Source organism: Nonomuraea pusilla (genome assembly GCF_900109355.1).
In the GTDB taxonomy this organism is placed as follows: domain Bacteria; phylum Actinomycetota; class Actinomycetes; order Streptosporangiales; family Streptosporangiaceae; genus Nonomuraea; species Nonomuraea pusilla.
Genome location: NZ_FOBF01000002.1, coordinates 284998 through 303439, shown reverse-complemented (window position 1 = coordinate 303439; position 18442 = coordinate 284998). Strand labels below are relative to the sequence as shown.

At 72.7% G+C, this 18442-nt stretch carries 16 protein-coding genes; 10 read left to right on the top strand and 6 right to left on the bottom strand.

Features of this window, described 5'->3' with window-relative positions:
* Positions 1–7 precede the first annotated feature (7 nt).
* From BMX74_RS04280 to BMX74_RS04270, 3 genes are all read right to left on the bottom strand, one after another.
* Positions 8–445: an SHOCT domain-containing protein gene (locus BMX74_RS04280; RefSeq protein WP_236714578.1), complete on the bottom strand. Its 438-nt coding sequence runs from the start codon at positions 443–445 to the stop codon at positions 8–10.
* 196 nt (positions 446–641) lie between these two features.
* Positions 642–1847 carry a trypsin-like serine peptidase gene (locus BMX74_RS43815; protein WP_177227219.1) on the bottom strand — a complete coding sequence of 402 codons (1206 nt, stop codon included), beginning with the start codon at positions 1845–1847 and terminating at the stop codon, positions 642–644.
* A gap of 142 nt (positions 1848–1989) precedes the next feature.
* On the bottom strand, positions 1990–2556 hold the full coding sequence (locus tag BMX74_RS04270) for a hypothetical protein (protein ID WP_218153867.1): 567 nt from the start codon (positions 2554–2556) through the stop codon (positions 1990–1992).
* Positions 2557–2663: 107 nt separating this feature from the next.
* Between BMX74_RS04270 and pstS the strand changes: the two genes are divergently transcribed.
* Positions 2664–3734 (top strand): phosphate ABC transporter substrate-binding protein PstS, encoded by a 1071-nt coding sequence (gene pstS, locus BMX74_RS04265; protein ID WP_177227218.1) that lies wholly within the window; start codon positions 2664–2666, stop codon positions 3732–3734.
* Here pstS and BMX74_RS04260 read toward each other — a convergent pair.
* A complete protein-coding gene (locus BMX74_RS04260; protein ID WP_091098428.1) occupies positions 3724–4617 on the bottom strand; it encodes a CPBP family intramembrane glutamic endopeptidase in 894 nt (297 codons plus the stop codon). The genes pstS and BMX74_RS04260 overlap by 11 nt on opposite strands.
* A gap of 263 nt (positions 4618–4880) precedes the next feature.
* On the opposite strand from BMX74_RS04260, the gene BMX74_RS04255 reads away from it, so the two are divergent.
* The 3 genes from BMX74_RS04255 (at position 4881) to BMX74_RS04245 (ending at position 7692) form a co-directional block, all read left to right on the top strand.
* The gene (locus BMX74_RS04255; protein ID WP_256256765.1) at positions 4881–6299 is read left to right on the top strand and encodes an alkaline phosphatase PhoX; all 1419 of its coding nucleotides are present in this window, start codon (positions 4881–4883) and stop codon (positions 6297–6299) included.
* A 158-nt stretch (positions 6300–6457) separates the two neighbouring features.
* On the top strand, positions 6458–6613 hold the full coding sequence (locus BMX74_RS43810) for a hypothetical protein (RefSeq protein ID WP_177227181.1): 156 nt from the start codon (positions 6458–6460) through the stop codon (positions 6611–6613).
* A gap of 665 nt (positions 6614–7278) precedes the next feature.
* Positions 7279–7692, top strand: coding sequence for a site-specific integrase (locus tag BMX74_RS04245; protein WP_091098421.1), 414 nt, complete (start codon positions 7279–7281; stop codon positions 7690–7692).
* Between the two features lie 513 nt (positions 7693–8205).
* Here the strand turns inward: BMX74_RS04245 and BMX74_RS04235 are convergent.
* Positions 8206–9012, bottom strand: coding sequence for an SDR family NAD(P)-dependent oxidoreductase (locus BMX74_RS04235; protein WP_091098417.1), 807 nt, complete (start codon positions 9010–9012; stop codon positions 8206–8208).
* Positions 9013–9108: 96 nt separating this feature from the next.
* Here BMX74_RS04235 and BMX74_RS04230 point away from each other — a divergent pair, with 96 nt between their 5' ends.
* From BMX74_RS04230 to BMX74_RS04225, 3 genes are all read left to right on the top strand, one after another.
* Complete coding sequence (locus BMX74_RS04230; RefSeq protein ID WP_091098415.1) at positions 9109–9717, top strand: TetR family transcriptional regulator; 609 nt, start codon at positions 9109–9111, stop codon at positions 9715–9717.
* 24 nt (positions 9718–9741) lie between these two features.
* On the top strand, positions 9742–9891 hold the full coding sequence (locus BMX74_RS46580; protein ID WP_420538114.1) for a helix-turn-helix domain-containing protein: 150 nt from the start codon (positions 9742–9744) through the stop codon (positions 9889–9891).
* A gap of 228 nt (positions 9892–10119) precedes the next feature.
* On the top strand, positions 10120–10614 hold the full coding sequence (locus BMX74_RS04225) for a hypothetical protein (RefSeq protein ID WP_143078552.1): 495 nt from the start codon (positions 10120–10122) through the stop codon (positions 10612–10614).
* A gap of 619 nt (positions 10615–11233) precedes the next feature.
* Here BMX74_RS04225 and BMX74_RS04215 read toward each other — a convergent pair.
* Complete coding sequence (locus BMX74_RS04215) at positions 11234–14020, bottom strand: helix-turn-helix transcriptional regulator (protein ID WP_256256764.1); 2787 nt, start codon at positions 14018–14020, stop codon at positions 11234–11236.
* Between the two features lie 224 nt (positions 14021–14244).
* On the opposite strand from BMX74_RS04215, the gene BMX74_RS04210 reads away from it, so the two are divergent.
* From BMX74_RS04210 to BMX74_RS04200, 3 genes are all read left to right on the top strand, one after another.
* Positions 14245–15273, top strand: coding sequence for an MBL fold metallo-hydrolase (locus BMX74_RS04210; RefSeq protein WP_091098405.1), 1029 nt, complete (start codon positions 14245–14247; stop codon positions 15271–15273).
* 35 nt (positions 15274–15308) lie between these two features.
* Entirely contained in the window at positions 15309–17453 is a 2145-nt protein-coding gene (locus tag BMX74_RS04205; protein ID WP_091098403.1) for an FUSC family protein, read from the top strand.
* 73 nt (positions 17454–17526) lie between these two features.
* Positions 17527–18441 carry an MBL fold metallo-hydrolase gene (locus tag BMX74_RS04200; RefSeq protein WP_091098401.1) on the top strand — a complete coding sequence of 305 codons (915 nt, stop codon included), beginning with the start codon at positions 17527–17529 and terminating at the stop codon, positions 18439–18441.
* The last annotated feature ends 1 nt before the right edge of the window (position 18442 follow it).

Here is an 18442-nt window from a genome sequence, read left to right as displayed (position 1 = left end):
CCGGGGGTCAGGCTGCCAGGACCTTCGCCTTGGCCCGCTGGTACTCCTCCTCGGTGAGGTCGCCGTGGTCGCGCAGGCTCGCCAGTTTCGTGAGCTCGTCGGCACCCGCGCCGGGGCCCGCCGCGCCGCCCCCGGTGCGGCCTTCGGCCGCCGCCTGCTGCACGTACGCGCGGAACGCCTCCTCCTTGCGCTGGGCCAAGGCCGCCTGGCGCTCTCCCATGCCGCGCCCGCGCGCGACGAGGTAGACGAAGACGCCCAGGAAGGGCAGGATGATCACGAACACCGACCAGCCCGCCTTGGCCCAGCCGCCCAGCGTGTCGTCGCGGAAGATGTCGGCGAAGACCCAGAACAGGAGCATCAGCCACATCACCCACAGGAAGAACCAGAGCATCGTGAGGAAGACGCTCAGGATCGGATACTCGTTCGCTTGGGCCAGCACGTTCACGATGACCTCCGCTTCCCGCCCGGCCCCCGGACTCCCGGTGCCTGGCGCGGGGACCCTCCTCATCCCACTGTGCGCGCGCCGGTCCGCCCGTGGCCTCACCCGCCAGGGGTGAGATGCGCGCGGCTCCGCCGGTTCCCGGTGGCAGGGTCACCCGGAGCCGGGTCACCCGGGGCGCCGCCGGCGGCCTGGCGCGGCGTCACAGGGCGTTCGTGTTCTGGGCGGCCTGGTAGACCGCCATCGCCTCGTCGCCGAAGAACGGGCCGAACATGAAGTTCGGGGCGAAGTTGTAGGTGAAGCTGTTGACGGAGTTCAGCCAGCCGAGCCCGGTGGACTCGTCGAAGCCGAGGAACCAGGGGCCGCCGCTCGACCCGCCGGTCATGCTGCAGCGCAGGCCCTGGTCGCCGGTCATCACGGTGTCGTCGAACGTCCGGCCGCTGCAGAAGATCAGCTTCGAGCCGTCGAACGGGTCGGCCGCCGGGAAGCCGAACGCGTACGTCTGCCGGCCCCTGGGCTGGTTGAACGCCACGCCCTGCCCGCCGACGACACCGGTCAGGGTCCGGCCCTGCAGCGGCGCGACCACGGCGGCGGCGACGTCGAAGTTGATGTCCTCCCGGGCGTTCCACTGCTGCGTGGTGAGCAGGCGGGTGGCCACCCACGTCCCGAACGGGCGGCGGCCGTTGTCGAACCCCGGCACGAACACCCAGTTGCGGTGCGCGGCGCCGTTCAGCTTGACGCAGTGGCCGGCGGTCATGACGACGCTCTGGTTGGCGCTGGTGACGGCGGTGCCGGAGCAGGAGGCGTTGCGGCCCTGCGCGGTGGTGAAGAAGACGCGGCCGACGGTGCGTACGACGCCGCCGCCGTCGACCCAGCGGGCGCCGGGGCTGTTGGGCACCCGCGCCCGCAGGTTCCCGTTCCCGTTCCCGGAACCCTGCCGGCTGCCTGTGCCCTGACCCGTGCCCTGACCACCCGTTCCCGTGCCCATACCTGTGCCCGTGCCTGTGCCCGTGCCTGTCCCGCGCGAGTCCGTGCCGCCCGGAGGCGTCGTTCCGGACACCCCGGCCACCGCCCACGGGCGGCCCTGCGTCGTCGTCGAGGTGGTGGTGAGGGAGGCGCCGCGTACGGCCCACGGGGTGCCGCGGGTGGCGCCGTCCGACCGGGTGTCGCGCCGCGGCGCGGGGGCGGCCAGCGGTTGCGCGGCGAGCATGCGCCGCGGCGTCCAGTACTGCTGGACGTCCCTGCGCTCGGACCAGGAGTCGGTGGCCGACCACCCGAACGGGCCGGGATCGGCACTGCTCACGCTGTTCGCGCTGCTCGCGCTGTCGGCGCGGGCCGTGACGGCGGGAGCGAGGGCGCCGGACGCGGCGAGCGCGACGGCGGACAACAGGACGGCTCTGCGGTGCATGCGTACCTCCGGAATGCGGAACCTGCCGCCCGGAGGTACGCACCCGACCCCGTCTCGTTCTCAATCGCCGCCATACCGATCCGCTACCGGTCGGGCGGGGTGGTGAACCGGCCCAGCGCCTTTACTTTGTAGATTCTTAGCGTCAGTGGTGGAGAGCGGCCTTGAGGGTCACGATGAGCAGGCCGAGCAGCAGGTTGACGGCGCCGGTGACCGCCACCATCGCCCAGGAGGCGCCGCTTCGCCGAGCCGCCGTCGCCGCCCAGCCGACCTGCCCCGCCAGCGCGACGGCGAGCGCCAGCCACAGGGAGCCGTCCAGGTCGAGACGGAACACGGGGCCGACGGCCACGGCCGCCGCGGGCGGGACGGCCGCCTTCACGATGGGCCACTCCTCCGCGCAGGCCCTGCGCACCTGGGCCAGGCCGCTGGCCCGCCTGCCCAGACGGGTGCCGAACAGCCGCGCGTGCACGTGCGCCCCCCAGAACACCAGTCCGGTGCCCAGCAGCAGGAGGATCATCTCCAGCCGGGGGTGGCCGTCGAGCGCCCCCGCTCCCGCCACCACGGAGGCGGCGAGCATCGACCCGTACACCGCGCCGGTGTAGTCGCGGTGGGCGGCGGTGCCGGCGGACGGCGCCGGAGGTTCACGGTTCGGCCTGGCCACCCTGTTCGTCATCACCAGGACGGGGCGGCGCCACACCGGACGCCCGTCCACGGAACACACCGGCCGGCCGCCGCCTTGGCGAAGCCATGGGGGTTTCGCGGCGCACGTTTGGCCTGCGGTTCACGCCCCTGATACATACTTCTCATAATCTGACAGCAATGGCCAAGCCCACATTGACCACCTGGCCGGGCCTGCTCGCCGCCCTCACCGTGGCGGCCTCCGCCGCCGGCCTCACCGCGACCGCGCTGCTGACCCACGAGCAGACGCCGCAGGCCCCCCCGGTCACCGCCACCGTCTCCGGGTCCGGGTCCAGCGCGCAGCAGGGCGCGATGGACGCCTGGCGCGCCGAGTTCCGTCGCGTCCATCCGGAGCTTCGGGTGGACTACCGTCCCACCGCGTCGGGGGCGGGCATCGCCGAGTTCGTCGCGGGCGGCACCGCCTTCGCCGGGTCGGACGTCGTGATGGACCCGCACCAGCAGGCGCTGGCCGACCGGCGCTGCCGCGGCCGGGCCGTGAACCTGCCCATGGTGATCGGGCCGGTGGCGCTCGCCTACAACCTGCCGTCCGTCCCGCGGCTGCGGCTCTCGCCCGCCACGCTCACCGGCATCTTCAGCGGGCGCGTCACCCGCTGGGACGCCCCGCAGATCGCCGCCGAGAACCCCGGCGTCCTCCTGCCGCACCGGCCTATCCGGCACTTCCACCGCTCCGACGACTCCGGCACCAGCCACAACCTCACCTCCTACCTGAGGGCGGCGGGCGGCTGGCCGTACCGGCCGTCGAGCCGGTGGACCGGCTCCGGGGCGGGCGTGAAGGGGTCGGGCGGCATCGCCGCCGCCGTCGCGCAGACCGAGGGCTCCATCGGCTACATGGAGTACGGTTTCGCCGGCGACGCCCGCCTGCGCACCGCCAGCCTGCGCAACCCGGCGGGCGAGTTCGTCGCGCTCTCCCCCGAGAGCGCGGGCAGGGCGCTGGACGGCGCCCGCGTCTCGGGCTACCGCGGCGGCCTGGTCGTCACCATGGACCAGCGGGCCAGGACCAGGGGCGCCTACCCACTCGTCCTGATCACCTACGAGATCTTCTGCTCCGGCCGCGCGGGCGCGCCGGCGCGGGCCTTCCTGGACTACACCGCGAGCGACGCCGGCCAGTCCTACCTGGCCCTGTGCGGCTACGCGCCGCTCCCGCAGGACCTGCTCACCCGGGTACGCGCCCGGCTCGGCGTCACGGGCTGACGGCGGTCGCGACCGCCGCCGGCGGGCGGCGGCCTCCCCACAGCGGCGAGGGCCGCCCCCGGCGGCGGTCGCGCCGGGCGAGGACGAGCAGCGCGGCCGCCCACACCATGACCAGCGTGGTGGTGACGGCGGCGATCGTCCCCTCGGCCATCGCCGAGGCGGAGGCGAGGTTGTAGGCGGCGTGCCAGACGGCGGCCGCCCCGATGCCGCCCATGGCCGTGTTGTAGCAGCAGGCCAGGACGACGGCGCCCGCCGCCATGCCGAGGACGAACGCGGGGACGGCGGCCGGCGGGAAGCCCCGGTAGCTCGTCACGATGACGAACAGCGGCAGGTGCCACACGCACCACCCGGCCGTCACGAGCAGGGCGGCGCGCAGCGGTCCGTGGCGGTCCTGCAGGCGTTCCTGCGCGAAGCCTCGCCAGCCGGTCTCCTCGCCGACGCCGTTGACCAGCACGAGCCCGGCCAGCATCGGCAGGACGTCGCGGGGCAGCCCGCTGATCGCGGTCAGGCCGGTCCAGACGGGCCAGCGGCCGTCCACGACGCGGGCGGCCACGACGGCGACGGCCAGCAGCGCGAGGGGGCTGAGCGCCAGGGCGGCGCCCCGCGCGCCGCCGAGGCGGGGCACCCGGCGCAGCAGCGCGGACACGCCGCGGCGGCCGTCCACGGCGGCGGTGACGGCGACCGCGGCGAGCGCCGGGCCGAGCAGTCCCGGCAGGTGCGTCGGCCACGCCACGCCCGGCCTGACGAGGCCGCCGGTCGCCGCGACGCCCCACCACCAGCTCCACGAGAACGCGTAGGCCAGCGCGAAGAACGAGGTGACGGGCCGGCGCCGCACCCACGCGCGCACGCCGCGGGCCGGTGCGGGGCCGTCGTGATCACTCATGTCTTCACTCAACAGCGGGCGGGGGCGCCGGGAAAGGGCCGTTCGGCCGGGTACGGATGGCGATGGTCACCGCCCGGCCGGAACGCCGCCACAAGGGACGGGACGCCGCCATGAGGGAACGGCATGACCAGGGTGTATGGCGAATGGTACCTCTGTGCGATCGTTATCCCTATGTTCACTGTTACGTCCTGATCGCAGGGAGGAGCCATTCAGATACGGGCATTTGGCTCTCATGGCTGACTTCTGCAGTGAAAGGTAAGCCTGTGACATCCTCCTTCTCCCGTCGTGACCTCCTGCGTTCCGGTACGGCCGGCGGCCTCGGGATCATCATCGCCGGCAGCGTCGAGGCGATCGCCGGTCCCGCCGCGGCCCAGGCCGCCCAGGCCGGGCGCGGCAGGACGGCCGGCTACGGCCCCCTCGTCGCCGACCCCGCCGGTCTGCTCGCCCTGCCGGCCGGCTTCACCTACAAGGTCATCGCCCAGGCCGGCAAGACGCTGCTCGAGTCGGGCGAGCCGACGCCGAGTGACGCCGACGGCACCGGGTGCTTCCGCGGGCGTGACGGCTTCGTCCTGGTGAACAACCACGAGATCGGCGGCAGCGAGCCGTTCGGCGTGCCCGCCCTGCCGGGGCTCACCTACGACCCGGGCGCGCGCGGCGGCACCACCACCATCGAGGTGGACCGCGAGGGCAACCGGGTCCGCGAGTACGTCAGCGTGGCCGGCACGCACAACAACTGCGCGGGCGGCATCACCCCTTGGAACACCTGGCTGACCTGCGAGGAGACCGAGCAGCGCGCCGGCGGCAAGTACCAGAAGGACCACGGCTACGTCTTCGAGGTCGACCCGTACGACCGCGAGGCCAACCGCGACCCGGTGCCGCTGAAGTTCCTCGGCCGCTACGCCCACGAGGCCGTCGCGGTGCACCCGCGGCTGCACGAGATCTACCTGACCGAGGACGCGGGCGGCCCGAACGGCCTGTACTACCGCTGGACCCCGCCGAAGGGCTTCCGCGGCGGCAAGGGCGCGCTGCGCGAGCTGGCCCTGAGCACCGGCGGCGACACGGCCGGCGGCCTGCAGGCCATGCGCTGCCGCAAGGGCAACAGGCACATCGCCGACCTGTCGGAGGCGACGCAGCCGGGCACCAAGTACAAGGTCGAGTGGGTGGACGTGCCCGACCGCGACGCCAGGACCGTCTCGGTGCGCAAGCAGTTCACCGACGACCAGATCACCCGCAGCCGCAAGCTGGAGGGCGCCTGGTGGGGTGACGGCGGCGCCTACTTCGTCGCCAGCTACGCCCGCCACGGCGACGGCAGCGTCAACGAGCACGACGGGCAGGTGTGGTTCTACGACCCCGAGTCGGAGACGATCACCCTGAAGACCATCTTCGGTGTGAACCCCGACCCCGAGGCCGACACGAACTACGACGGCCCCGACAACATCACCGTCTCGCCGTACGGCGGCGTCATCCTGGCCGAGGACGGCGAGGGGCTCAGCCACCTGGTCGGCGTCACCGACAAGGGCGAGGCGTACCCGATGGCCCGCAACGAGCTGAACGAGAGCGAGTTCACCGGGCCCACGTTCAGCGCGGACGGGCAGATCCTGTTCGCCTGCATCCAGACGCCGGGCTACGTCTTCGCCATCACCGGCCCCTGGAGCCAGAAGCCGGGCGCAGGGAACCGCTGACCCCGGCCCTGGGCGCGTCCCTCACCCGATCACGCCGTCCCGTCCGGTGCCCCCGCAGGCCCCGGGCGGGACGGCGTTCGCGCCCCCGCCGTCCCCGTCTGAGCGAGAAGGTGGGTTCTGAGGTGATCCGCGCTAAGAGCGGCGGACTGTTCGGAATTGTGCGCAACGAAGTGGGCGTGGTGCAGTTCCCCGACGGGCGCCGCTACGCCGCCGCCGTCTTCACCCGCGCGCATCGGCCCCGCGCTGGGGACTACGAGATCAACACGGTCATCGGCACGGTGGCGGCCGCCGCCGTCTCCGCCTTGCGGGCCTGAGTAGGCCGGCTGGGCACGGTAGCCGCACATCGACGATGTGACATAGAAGGTGCATTATCTGTCACACCGGCCGCCGGCCGATCGTGTCCGCCCAGCTCGCGATCCGCCGCCGCGCGGCCGACTCGGCTACATCATGTGTCACATCGCCCTGGCAGGAGGTCGCCCGCGGCCGTCGTGGCCTTCCCCGGCCCGCCCACGCCGTCGACCGATCCCGCCGCCGGCCCTGCTGCCGGATCGCCGATCGCGGCCGCCGTCGAGCGCTTCCTGAGTCGGTGCAGGCAGCCCCCACCCGCGCCGGCTACGCCCAGACCCTCGCCCGGCTGACCACCGTGGCCGGGCCGCAGCACCCGGTCGCCACGCTCACCCCCGAGCAGTACGCCGCGGTGATGCACCAGTGGAGCACCGCGGCCGCTGCCCCCTGGACCGCCACCTGTCTGCGCTGGTCTCCTTCACCACCTGGGCCCAGCGCCAGGACCTGCTCGCGACCAACCCCGCCCAGCGGCTGGAGCGCCGCAAAACCGCACGCCGCGGCGATCGCGCCATCCCCGCCGCCCGCCTGGACAAGCTGTTCACCGACCCCAAACACACCCTGCGCGAACGCCTGCTGTGGCGGATGCTGTACGACACGGCCGCCAGAGCCGAGGAAAGGTGGCGCCATCGAATACGTGCACTGGGCCACCCCGACGGCCCGGCTGCTGCCCCGCCTGGTGACCGGCCGCACCGCCGGGCCGGTGTTCCTGGCCGACCGGCGCGCTCCCTCCTCCGGCCGCCGCGCGCCGGCGTCCGGCGACGTCTGTCCCGTCACCGGGCGGGGCCGCCTGTCCTACCCACGCGCCGAATACCTGTTCAAGACCGCCTCGGCCGAACTCGACCCGCACCGCCAAGGGTGGACCTTGCATCAGCTGCGTCATTCCGCCCTCCAGCACCTCGCCCAAGCCGGACGCACCGCGCCCGAGCTCCAGGCCAAGAGCCGCCACCAGCACCTGGCCAGCCTCGGCCGTTACGTACGCCTCGGCGAGGAGACCTCCGCCCGCATCACCGCCGAAGCTGACCCCATCCAGCGCCGCCGCCCCCGCTGACCACTGTCACCGGCCAAAGGGCCACCGCGCTCATGCAGGCGACCACACCTGCAGAGTCCGATCATCGTCGGTGTCGGGCTCAACCCGCAGCTCCGCCCCTGTCAGGGCACGGCCGTAGGCGGCCACTTCCATGGCCGCACCCGGGGCCGGACCGGTGTAGGCCGCCAGGAAGGGCGTACTCGCCCGGCCACCCTCGACCACGAACCCGGGCCGGGTGTCGCCGAACTCCACCAGCCCGGCACCACGCAGGATGTCACGGATCCGCTCGGCGTCGCGATCCCGCTCACCGACATCCGTGCAGGTCAGCGAAATCCGACCAAAACTTCCCCGGGACTATAGGGAGGCCCAGAGCGCGCGGGTCATCGAGCGGGATCTGACGAGGCGTAAACGCTACGGCGATCAAGGTCCTTCTCGGCGCCAATGGCTGTCTGGCGGTTCCTCACCCCGGATCCGCTCTCGAAGGTCGAGAGCTTCCACGCCGGTGCGGCGGCGATGCTGATCGGGAAGCAGAGGTCAGTGCCCCGTTCCCGCCTGGTCCATCATCGAGCCGATCGTCATGGCCATCCGCCGTCGGCTGACCAGTCTTCCCGCTTGCGCCATCAGCCGGTTCCTCGTGCCCGTGATCACGCTGGGGGGCGGGGTGCGCCGGTCGAGGGCCTTCAGGGCGATCGTGACGACCTCGTCGGGGCGCATCCGGCTGGTGCCGCCATCGGCCTGGGCACCGGCGACGTCGAAGAACTCGGTCTCGGTGGCACCTGGCGACAGCGCCATCACGCGCAGCCCGGTGTCGCGTGATTCGTACCAGAGCGCCTCGGTGAAGCTGAGCACGAACGCCTTGGTCGCGCCGTAGACGGCCATGGTGGGGGTGGCCTGGTAGGCCGCCATGCTCGCGACGTTGACCAGCACGCCGCCCCCGTGGGCGCGCAGCCGTTCGATGAAGACGCGGCTGAGGGCGACGAGAGTGGTGACGTTGACGGCGATCTCCGCCTCCAGCCGCTGCGGGTCCTCTTGGTGGAACGGCGCGTTGGTGGCGAATCCGGCGTTGTTGATCAGGCCGGTGACGGTGAGGCCGCGCCGGGTGAGTGCGGTGTCGAGCGCCGCGGCGACACCAGGAGTGGCCAGGTCCATGGCGATCGGGGTCGCGGTGATCCCGTACGTGGTCGCGAGCTCGTCCGCGAGGTGTTCGAGCCGGTCCAGCCGCCGGGCGACGAGCACGACGTCGGAACCGCGTGCGGCAAGCTGCCGGGCGAACTCGGCGCCGATACCCGCGCTGGCGCCGGTGATGAGAGTGGTCTGGCCGTGGTAGTCCACGGGGGTCATGGCTCCTCCAGGGGGTTCGGTTCGTGACAACGGGTGCCACCGTAAGCCTCTCTGGCACTGAGTGTCAATCGGTCACTGGGGTGCTATGCTGCAGGCATGCCGACCACCCCTGATCAGAAGCTTTGGGCCCGCACCCGCCAGGCCGTCCACGCGGAGGTCGCCCGAACCGCGATGAGCCTGTTCTTGGAGCGCGGTTTCGAGGCGACCACGATCGACGACATCGCCGCGGCGGCCGGCATCTCCCGGCGCTCCTTCTTCCGCTACTTCGGCACCAAGGAAGACATCGTGCTCGGCGACCTCGCCGCCCGGGGCGAGCTGATCCGCAAGGAACTGGAAGCCAGGCCCGCCACCGAGGACGCCTGGACCGCCCTTCTCAACGCGCTACGCCACACGCCGCGGCCCGGCCAGGACGACGCGACCACGTTGCAGATCTCGAAGATGCTCTACGGGACCCCGTCCCTGCGGGCCCGCAGCCTCGAGAAACACCTCCAATGGCAGGCTCTGCTCACCCCGGAGATCCGCCGCCGCCTCGGCGTCGCGCCGGACGACGAGCACGACCTGCGCGCCGACGCGATCGTCGCCTGCGTCCTCACCTGCCTTGACGTCGCGGGCGAGGCCTGGACCAGGAGCGATGGCAGTCAGTCGTTGGAAGACCTGGTCCTCACGGCGGTCGCGGCGGTGCGCGGAAGCGCGGCAGACGCCTGAAGCAAGCATGAGGGCGCTCTCCAACTGTGGCAGTCGCGGCAGCGAAACGGCTCATCGTTCCTCGCCCGCCTCCAGCGCGGCGAATCCATCCGCACCATCGCCGCCGGCGTCAAGGTCTCCGTCGGCGTCGTCCACAAGACCCTGACGGCCGCCCATGCGGAACAGCAGCCGTAGACCCCACCGCCACGTCGGAGAGCTGCTCAGCTGCTCAACGTTACTTTGGGGCTGAGGTCATCTTCGGGAGAAGGACGCCGGATAGGGCGCCGGTGCGTCTTCAGCGGAGCCCGGCTGTCCGATCCGGACGGCATCGCCCTGAACGCGGAGAGGCTCGGTGTCGAGGGCGGGCTGCGCCTCGATGACGGCTTCTCGGCCGAAGGTGAAGTCCTTCTGCGCGGAGCCCGCGTGGCCGGCTCGCTCCGTTTCGCGCAGGCGAGCCTCGCCAATCCGGGAAGACGCGCGCTGAACGCCTCGCTCGACGGCGGGACGTTGTCCAACCCGGGTACGACGGCGCTTTCCCTGCGTCGGCTGGGGGTCACCGGCAGGCTCAGTTGCAGCGAAGGCTTCCGTGCTGACGGGGAGATCGTGCTCATCAACGCCCGGATCGAGGGCAGCTTGGAGTTTCACGGTGCCGCCCTCAGTAATCCCGGCGGGCGGGTTCTGTCCCTGTGGGAGGTGATCGCGGGCGGGGGCATCGGCTGCTGCGAAGGCTTCGCGGCCACGGGAGACGTCTCGATCAGTAACTCCCGGATCGCCGCCACACTGTGCCTTGCGGAGACCACCATCGACGGTGACCTTCACCTTCGTGGTGTGGAAGCGGCTTCGCTGAAGATCGGGCCCCGGACGGAACTGCTGCGGGCCGTCGACCTCCGCCACAGTCGGGTCGGCGTGCGTCGATGACGCTCCCACCCGGTGGCCTGCTCACGTCCTGATGAACGGCTTCACCTATGACAGCCTGGAGGCTCCCCTGCCTGTCCAGGAGCGACTCGACTGGCTGGCCGGGGAGGCCTACCAACCTCAACCCTATGAGCAGTTGGCCGCCGTCCACCGCCGGCAGGGCCACGATGAGGCTGCTCGGGACGTGCTGCTGGCCGAACAGCGTCGCCGCCGGTCTGGGCGGCGGCTCGGGGCGCGGCTGTGGGGATATGTGCAGGACTGGACCGTCGGGTACGGCTACCGACCCTTCCGCGCGCGCTCTGGCTCGCAGCCCTTCTCCTTGTCGGCACGGTCGTTTTCACCGCCCACCAGCCACTGGCGGTCAAGCCGGGCGAGGCTCCCTCCTTCAACGCCTTCCTCTACACCCTGGACCTGCTCCTCCCGATCATCAGCTTCGGACAGGAGAGCACCTTGGGCCCGCGCGGCGCACAACAGTGGCTCGCCGCGGCGCTGATCACTGCGGGGTGGATCCTCGCAACGGCCATCCTGCAGGCCTCACTCGCGCACTCTCCCGCCAATGACGCGACCGGAAGCGGCCACCTCGACGCCGGCCCCGGGTGACGCGGACCCGAGTGGGAGGCCGTCAGGCCGGCACCTGGTCGTGGCGCCTGTCAGCCGGCAGGGTGCCTTCGACCACGTCGCGCAGCTGCGACCGGGCGGTGACGCCCAGTTTGGGGAACACCCGGTAGAGGTGGGAGCCGACCGTGCGCGGCGAGAGGTAGAGCCTTTCGCCGATCTCACGGTTGGTCAGGCCGCGCGCCGCGAGCCGGACGATCTGCTGCTGCTGGGGACTGAGCTCGGTGAAAGCACTGGGCACGACGCCGCCGGCGGCCTCGATGCCGGCCGCTCGCAGCTCCGCCTTCGCCCGCTCGATCCACGGGCGCGCGCCGAGCCGCCGGAAGGTGTCGAGTGCGGCGGTCAGCAGCGGGCGGGCCTCGGCGATGCGCCGTCGCCTCCTGAGCCACTCGCCGTACTCCAGCCGGGTCTGGGCCCGCTCGAACGGCCATTGCTCGCCCGTGTCGCCCGCCAGCGCCGCCCGGAAGCAGGGTTCGGCGTGGTCGGGTTCGGCGAGCAGGGCGCGGCCCCGGTCGAGCAGCGCGGCGATCCGCGCCGACCTGTTCGGGCCGAGCCGCCGCGCCGACCGCTCCAGCAGTTCGGCGGCGTCCGCCCGCCGCCCCCGGCGCACGGCCGCCGCGGCGAGTTCGCCCAGGACGGTATAGGAGACGTGGTAGTGAACCGGGTCGCCGTCGTCGGTGAAGGCGGAGCGGAACTGCGCGTACGCGGTGTCGTAGTCGCCCTCGGCCACGGCGGCCAGGCCCAGGGCCCGGCGGGCGAAGACGGCGACGGAGCGGCTCTCCAGCGGGTCGACGAGGACCAGCGCTCGCTCGGCGCGGCCCCGCGCCTCGTCCGCCTCGCCGAGCAGCGCGAGCGCCGTCGCGTCGAGCACGTGCGCGCACGCCTCGGCGTGGCCCAGCCCGGCCACCGAGGCCGTCGCCGAGATCTCGGCGGCCACCGACCGGGCCTCGGCCCACCGGCCCTGCTCCAGGTAGGTCCAGCCGACCGCGCTGCCCAGCCCGTCCGGCAGCGAGCCGTAGGCCTGCCACCGCTCGTGCGCCTCGTCGAAGGTCCTGGCGGCCAGCGCGGTCTCGTCCAGGACCCAGGCCACGATGGCGAGCGCGGTCAGGCTGCCGGGGTCGTCCTTGGCGCCGGCGATGAGTGCGGGCAGCGCCGGGGCGAGCGCGGCGCCCGCGCCGCCCGGGTCGCACACGGCCCGCACCCAGGCGTGCAGGGCGCCACTGCCGGGGGAGCCGGGCAGGGCGGAGAGCAGGTTCGCGATCCGGTGCCGCTGGGACTCCTCGCCCGAGTAGTAGCGGACCACCGCGGCCGCGGCGAGCGCGTCGAGCGCGTGGGGCGAGCCGGTGGCCGCCGCCTGTTCGGCGATGCGGGTCAGCAGGGCGAAGGCCGCCGTGTGGGGCCGGCGCAGGGCCATGAGCTGCCCGGTGGCCAGCGCGGCCCTGCTGATCAGCGCCGGGTCGTCGCTGTGCTCGCGGACCTCGGCGGCCAGGCGTTCCACCCAGCCGAGCTGGCCGGTGAACACGGCCATGGCGGCGGCCTCGGTCAGCAGCCGCGCCTGGTCCGAGCGGCGCGGACTCAGCTCCGCGGCGCGCTGCAGAGCGGCGGCGGCGGCCGCGTGGCCGCCCCGGCGCCGCGCCCGGTCGGCCGTCCGTCGCAGGGCGGCCGACACCTCCTCGTCGGGACGCGTGGTCGCGGCGGCGAGGTGCCAGGCCCGGCGGTCGGGCTCCTCGCTCAGCTTCGCCAGGGCCAGATGCGCCTGCCTGCGCTCCTCGAAGGAGGCGGCGTGGTAGACGGCCGAGCGGATGAGCGGGTGACGGAAGGAGATCCGGGGGCCGTCCTGGCGTACGAGATCGGCCCGCTCCGCGGGCGCCCACGCCCGGTCGCCCGCCTCGGGAAGCCCGCGGGAGGCCGTCGGCGCGTCGGTCCCGTCGGCGGCGGCGAGCAGCAGCAGGGCGCGGCGGGTCGCCTCCGGCAGAAGCGCCGCCTGCCCGGCGAAGATCCGCTCCAGCCGGTCGGTGACGGGCAGCGGGCCCTCCACGCCGCTGCCGCCGGGGTGCAAGCTCGCGCCGGCGCGGGCGAGTTCGACCAGGGCCAGCGGATTGCCGGCCGCCTCCTGCAGGATCCGCACCCGGGTCCGGCCGGTGGGCGGGACCGGTTGCCGGTCGAGCAGCCGGTTCGCCGCCTCACCGCTCAGCGGGCCGAGCTCCAGGCGCCGGTAGCCCTTGTCGAGCCCGGGCAGCGCGGCCGCGGTGCGCACGCCCACCAGCAGCGTGACGGGTTCGCTGTCCATCCGCCGGGCCACGAAGGACAGGACGTCCAGCGACGCGCGGTCGATCCACTGGGCGTCGTCGACCACCATGAGCAGCGGCGCCGGCTCCGCCAGGTCCGACACCAGGCTGAGAACGGCCTGGCCGACGAGCATGCCGTCGGGGGCCTCGGTGCCCTCCTCCAGCCCCAGGACGGTCCCGAGCGCCGCGCGCTGCCGCGGCGGCAGGCCGTCCAGCTCGCCGAGCACCGGGCGGAGCAGCTGATGCAGGCCCGCGAACGCCAGGTGCGCCTCGGACTCGCTGCCGAGCGCCCGCAGCACCCGCCCGCCCTCGCGCCGGACGTGGCCGGCCGCGAAGCCGAGCAGCACGCTCTTGCCGGCACCGGGGTCGCCCGTGAGGATCAGCACCTCGCCGTGGGACCGGCCGGCGGCGATGCGCCGCAGGATTTCCGCGGTTTCGGTTTCCCGGCCCACCACCGACACGTCGTGTTCGCGTGCCGATCCTTGCGCCGTTCCACCTTTTTCCACGGATTCTCCATGAATTGCCATTCGCTCGGATAACGCGTGTTCTCAACGTGTGCGACGCCCCGGACTATTCCGGCCGGCCGAGGTCTGCAGTGCAGTCGGGTGACTGATACCGGCCGGCGCCTGCCCTGAGCACGATGGTCGGTATCCGGAAAGCGGCCTGACCTGACCCTGCGTGGGTGCGGATGAGGGCGGGACGCGATGAATGATTCCATCGGAGTGCGGAAATGAGCAGCGTAAATCCTTCACCTTCCCTGACCCGGCGCGGGTTCGTCGCAGCCGCGGCGGGCCTCGGCGCCGCCGGGCTGCTGGGCGGCGCGCCGGCCCGCCCGGCCGCCGCGGCCTCCACGAAGGTCGAGACGATCCGGCTGGGCAAGGTCACCGTCACCCGTGTCCTGGAGTTCAGCGGTCCCGTCGGACTGACGTCGCGCGAGTTCTTCCCCGGCAGTCCGAAGGAGCTGTGGGAGGAGAACGAGGACTGGCTGAGCCCGGACTTCTGGAAGCCGGGCACCGACATGGTCCACTCCGCCCTGCAGACCTGGGTACTGCGCAGCGAGGGCAGGACGATCCTGGTCGACACCGGCGCCGGGAACGACAAGTTCCGCCCGTACGCCAAGCAGTGGCAGTACATGGACACGAACTTCCTGCGCCGACTGTCCCGCGCGGGCGTCCGGCCGCAGGACGTCGACGTCGTCGTCAACACCCACCTGCACAACGACCACGTCGGCTGGAACACCCGGCGCGAGGGCCGTGACTGGGTGCCCACCTTCCCCAACGCCACCTACCTGATCCCGAAGGTCGAATTCGACTTCTGGAACCCCGCCGGCCCGGTCCGGCCGAAGTACAGGCAGGGCAACCAGAACGTCTGGGAGGACAGCGTGCTGCCGGTGCACCAGGCCGGCCTGGTGAAGCTGTGGGAGGACTCCCACACCCTCGGCCCAGGCCTGAAGCTGAACCTCGCCGCCGGGCACACTCCCGGCTCCTGCGTGCTGCGGCTGGAGTCCGGCCGAGACAGGGCGGTGTTCATCGGCGACCTCCTGCACACCCCGCTGCAGCTCGAACACCCCGAGTTCAACAGCTGCTTCGAGGAGGACGAGAAGCAGGCGCTCGCCACCCGGCGCCGCGAACTGGAGTGGGCCGCCGACCACAAGGCCCTCATCCTGCCCGCGCACCTTCCCGGCCACGGCGCCGCCGAGGTGGAACGCAGCGGCAGCCACTTCAAGATCAAAAAATGGGCGGGTTTCAGCCGCGGCTGACCTCCGGCGGCTCTGCAGCTCAAGGAAGGATCGTCATGCCGCTCAGAAAGACGGCGTCGCTGTGGGACCGCCTCGCCGCCGCCGATCCCGGGCTGATGCGGCTGGTCTCCGCGATGCGCGCCGTCCTCGGCGCCGCCGTGTCCCTGACCGTGCTGGCGGCCCTGGGACAGCCCGACACGTCGTTGCTGGCTGGCGGGTTCACCGCGATGGTGACCTCGCTGGCCGTCAGCGAGCTGCACCCGCGCAACCAGCTCATCACGCTGGCGCTCGGGGCTCCGCTGTCCCTCGCGGCCCTGGCCGCGGGAGCCGTGCTGAGGCCGTACCCGGTCGTGGCGGGGTCGGTGTTCCTGCTGCTGATCCACGTCGCCGTCCACGTCCGCCGGTACGGCCCCAGAGGGCAGGGGGCGGGCGTGTTCGCCTTCATGGCCTTCTTCCTGGCGCAGTTCACCGGGGCACGAGCGGTTCAGGTGCCGCAGCTCGGCGCGGCGGTGCTCGTCGCGTTCTGCGCCGTCGTGGCCGTTGGCCACTGCCTGGGGCACATGACGTCGTCCCGCGTCCTGGCCCGGTTGCGGCGTAGCTTCGACGGGCGGCTGCGTGACGTCCTGCGGGACACGGCCGCCGTGCTCACCGCCGGACCGGACGCCGGCGCACTTCGCCCGTCGATGCAGCGCCGCCTGGACAGGCTTCACGCGGCCGTGCTCCTGATCGGGGACTTTCTCGGTGAACGCGGGGTCGATGGGGCAGCCGACGGCCCGCTTCTGGGGTACCTCGCCCGCGTGGAGGTGGCCGCCCAGCGGCTGGCCGTCCTCGTGGTCCGCGCCGCCCGCACACCGGTCGCCGCAGACGATCTCGCCGAGGCGGACGGGCGGCACCGGCTCGCGGCACGGATCACGATCCTGCGCCACCAGCTCGCCTCCGGCACGCCTCCCACCTCCGGCCGGCGAACGCGGGAACGTGAGATTCCGCCGGCCGCGTCCCCCTCGTTGCGGGACTGTCTCCAGGGGCTCGACGAACTGGCCGCTCTGCTCCGGGGCACCGCCATCCCGCCGACCGGGGCATCCTGTGCCGGCCGGTGTCGCAAGGCGGGCTTCCAAGAGCGCGGACGGGGAACGACCCGGCAGGCCCTCCAGGTGACCACCGCCTGCGCGCTGTCCATCCTCGGCGGCCACCTGGTGTCCCCGGAGCACTGGTACTGGGCCGTCATGGCCACGTGGGTCGTGTTCGTCAACACCGAGAGCACCGGCGAGGTGCTGCTGCAGAGCGTGCGCCGGCTGGCGGGTACCGTGCTCGGCGCGGTGTTCGGCTACGGCCTGGCCACCCTGGCCGCACCGTACGGCCCGCTGCTCCTGGTGCTGCTGCTGGCGTGCATGTTCGGGATGTTCTACACACCGGCGGACGCCTACTGGGCGGTCACGTTCTTCATCACCGGCATGCTCACCATGCTGCTGGCGCTGCTGGACACGTTCTCTGCGGACGTGCTCCTCGTGCGCGTTCAGCAGACCGCGCTGGGAGTCTCCTGCGGCGTCCTCGCCGCCGTGGTCGTGGCGCCCCTCACGGTCCGCCGTGCCCGCGAGGAGGAGCTGGCCCACGTCCTGCTGATCCTGCGGCGCCTGCTGGACGCGACGACGCCGGGCCCGGGCACCGGCGGCACGACGAGCCTGATCCGCGCGGCCCATGACTTCGACCGGGCAGTGGAGTCCTTCCGCAGGGCCTGCCTGCCGATCGTCCACCCGCTCAATCCCCGGCGCGGCCGCCGTGATCGCGCCCGCCACCTGCTGGAGGTGCTGGACGCCGCCGCCTACCACGCACGGAGCCTGGCCGCCGTGGCCGGGCGACTGCCGCCGGGCGGCGACGCCGCGTACGCCACCCGGGTCACCGCGGCGGCCGGCCGCGCGCGGGAGAGGGTGACGCACCTGATCCGGCTCACGGGCCGCCGGACGGGCGCCGCCTGCCTTCCGGCACGCCCCGAGGTGGCCGGAGCGCTGTCCCTGCTCTCCGGCGAACGGCGGATGCGTCGCGGGCGCGTGTCGCCGCGGCGGCGTCTGCTGGTCCACCTCGACCGTCTCGACCTGACGCTGGCGACGCTCACCCGAGCCCTCGACCCGCCCCAACCGGCTGCCGCGCAGGTGCAGTCACGTGACGCATACCGCGGCACCTGCCAGCCGCCGCACCATGGGTGAGCAGGGCCGTCATGAGCGACCGCTCCTCCGCGTTGCGGCCCCAGCCGCGAAATCCATCGAACTGGAGACAACCATGGACACCATCACCCTGGGCGACGTCACGCTGACCCGGGTGCAGGAGTACTTCGGCCCCGTCGACATGACGCCCGAGACGTTCTTCCCCGACAGCCCGGAGCGCGCGTGGCAGGACCACCGTTCCTGGCTGGTGCCGGACTTCCTGAACGCCGAGACCCGGATCGTCAACTCGGCGATCCAGACCTGGGTCCTGCGCAGCGAGGGCAGGACCATCCTGGTCGACACCGGCGTCGGCAACCACAAGGAGCGCCCGTACGCGCCCGTGTGGAACCGGCTGAACACCGACTTCCTGGACAACCTCGCCCGCGCCGGAGTCCGTCCCGAGGACGTCGACCTCGTCATCAACACGCACCTGCACATCGACCACGTCGGCTGGAACACCTACCTCGACGGCCGGACCTGGGTGCCGACGTTCCCCAACGCCACCTACCTCATGCCCAGGGCGGACTTCGACTTCTGGAACCCCGCCAACGAGCACAAGCCCCGGCTGGGCCGCGGCAACCAGAACGTCTTCGAGGACAGCGTCGCCCCCGTGCACGAGGCCGGCCAGACCCTGCTCTGGGAGGACGGCCACCGCATCGACGGCAACCTGCGCCTCGACCTCGCCCCCGGCCACACGCCGGGCTCGTCGGTGCTGACGCTGGAGTCCGGGGCGGACCGGGCGCTGTTCGTCGGCGACCTGCTGCACAGCCCGGTCCAGATCCACGAGCCCGACTCCAACAGCTGCTTCTGCGAGGACCCCGCCGGGGCCCGCGCAACCCGGCGCAAGCTCCTGGGTTGGGCGGTCGACAACAACGCCCTGGTCATCCCCGCGCACCTCGGCGGCCACGGCGCCGCCGAAGTGGTCCGGGAGGCGGACAAGTTCGCCATCAAGGGCTGGGTGCCCTTCGCCCCGTACACCGAGCAGGCCTGAG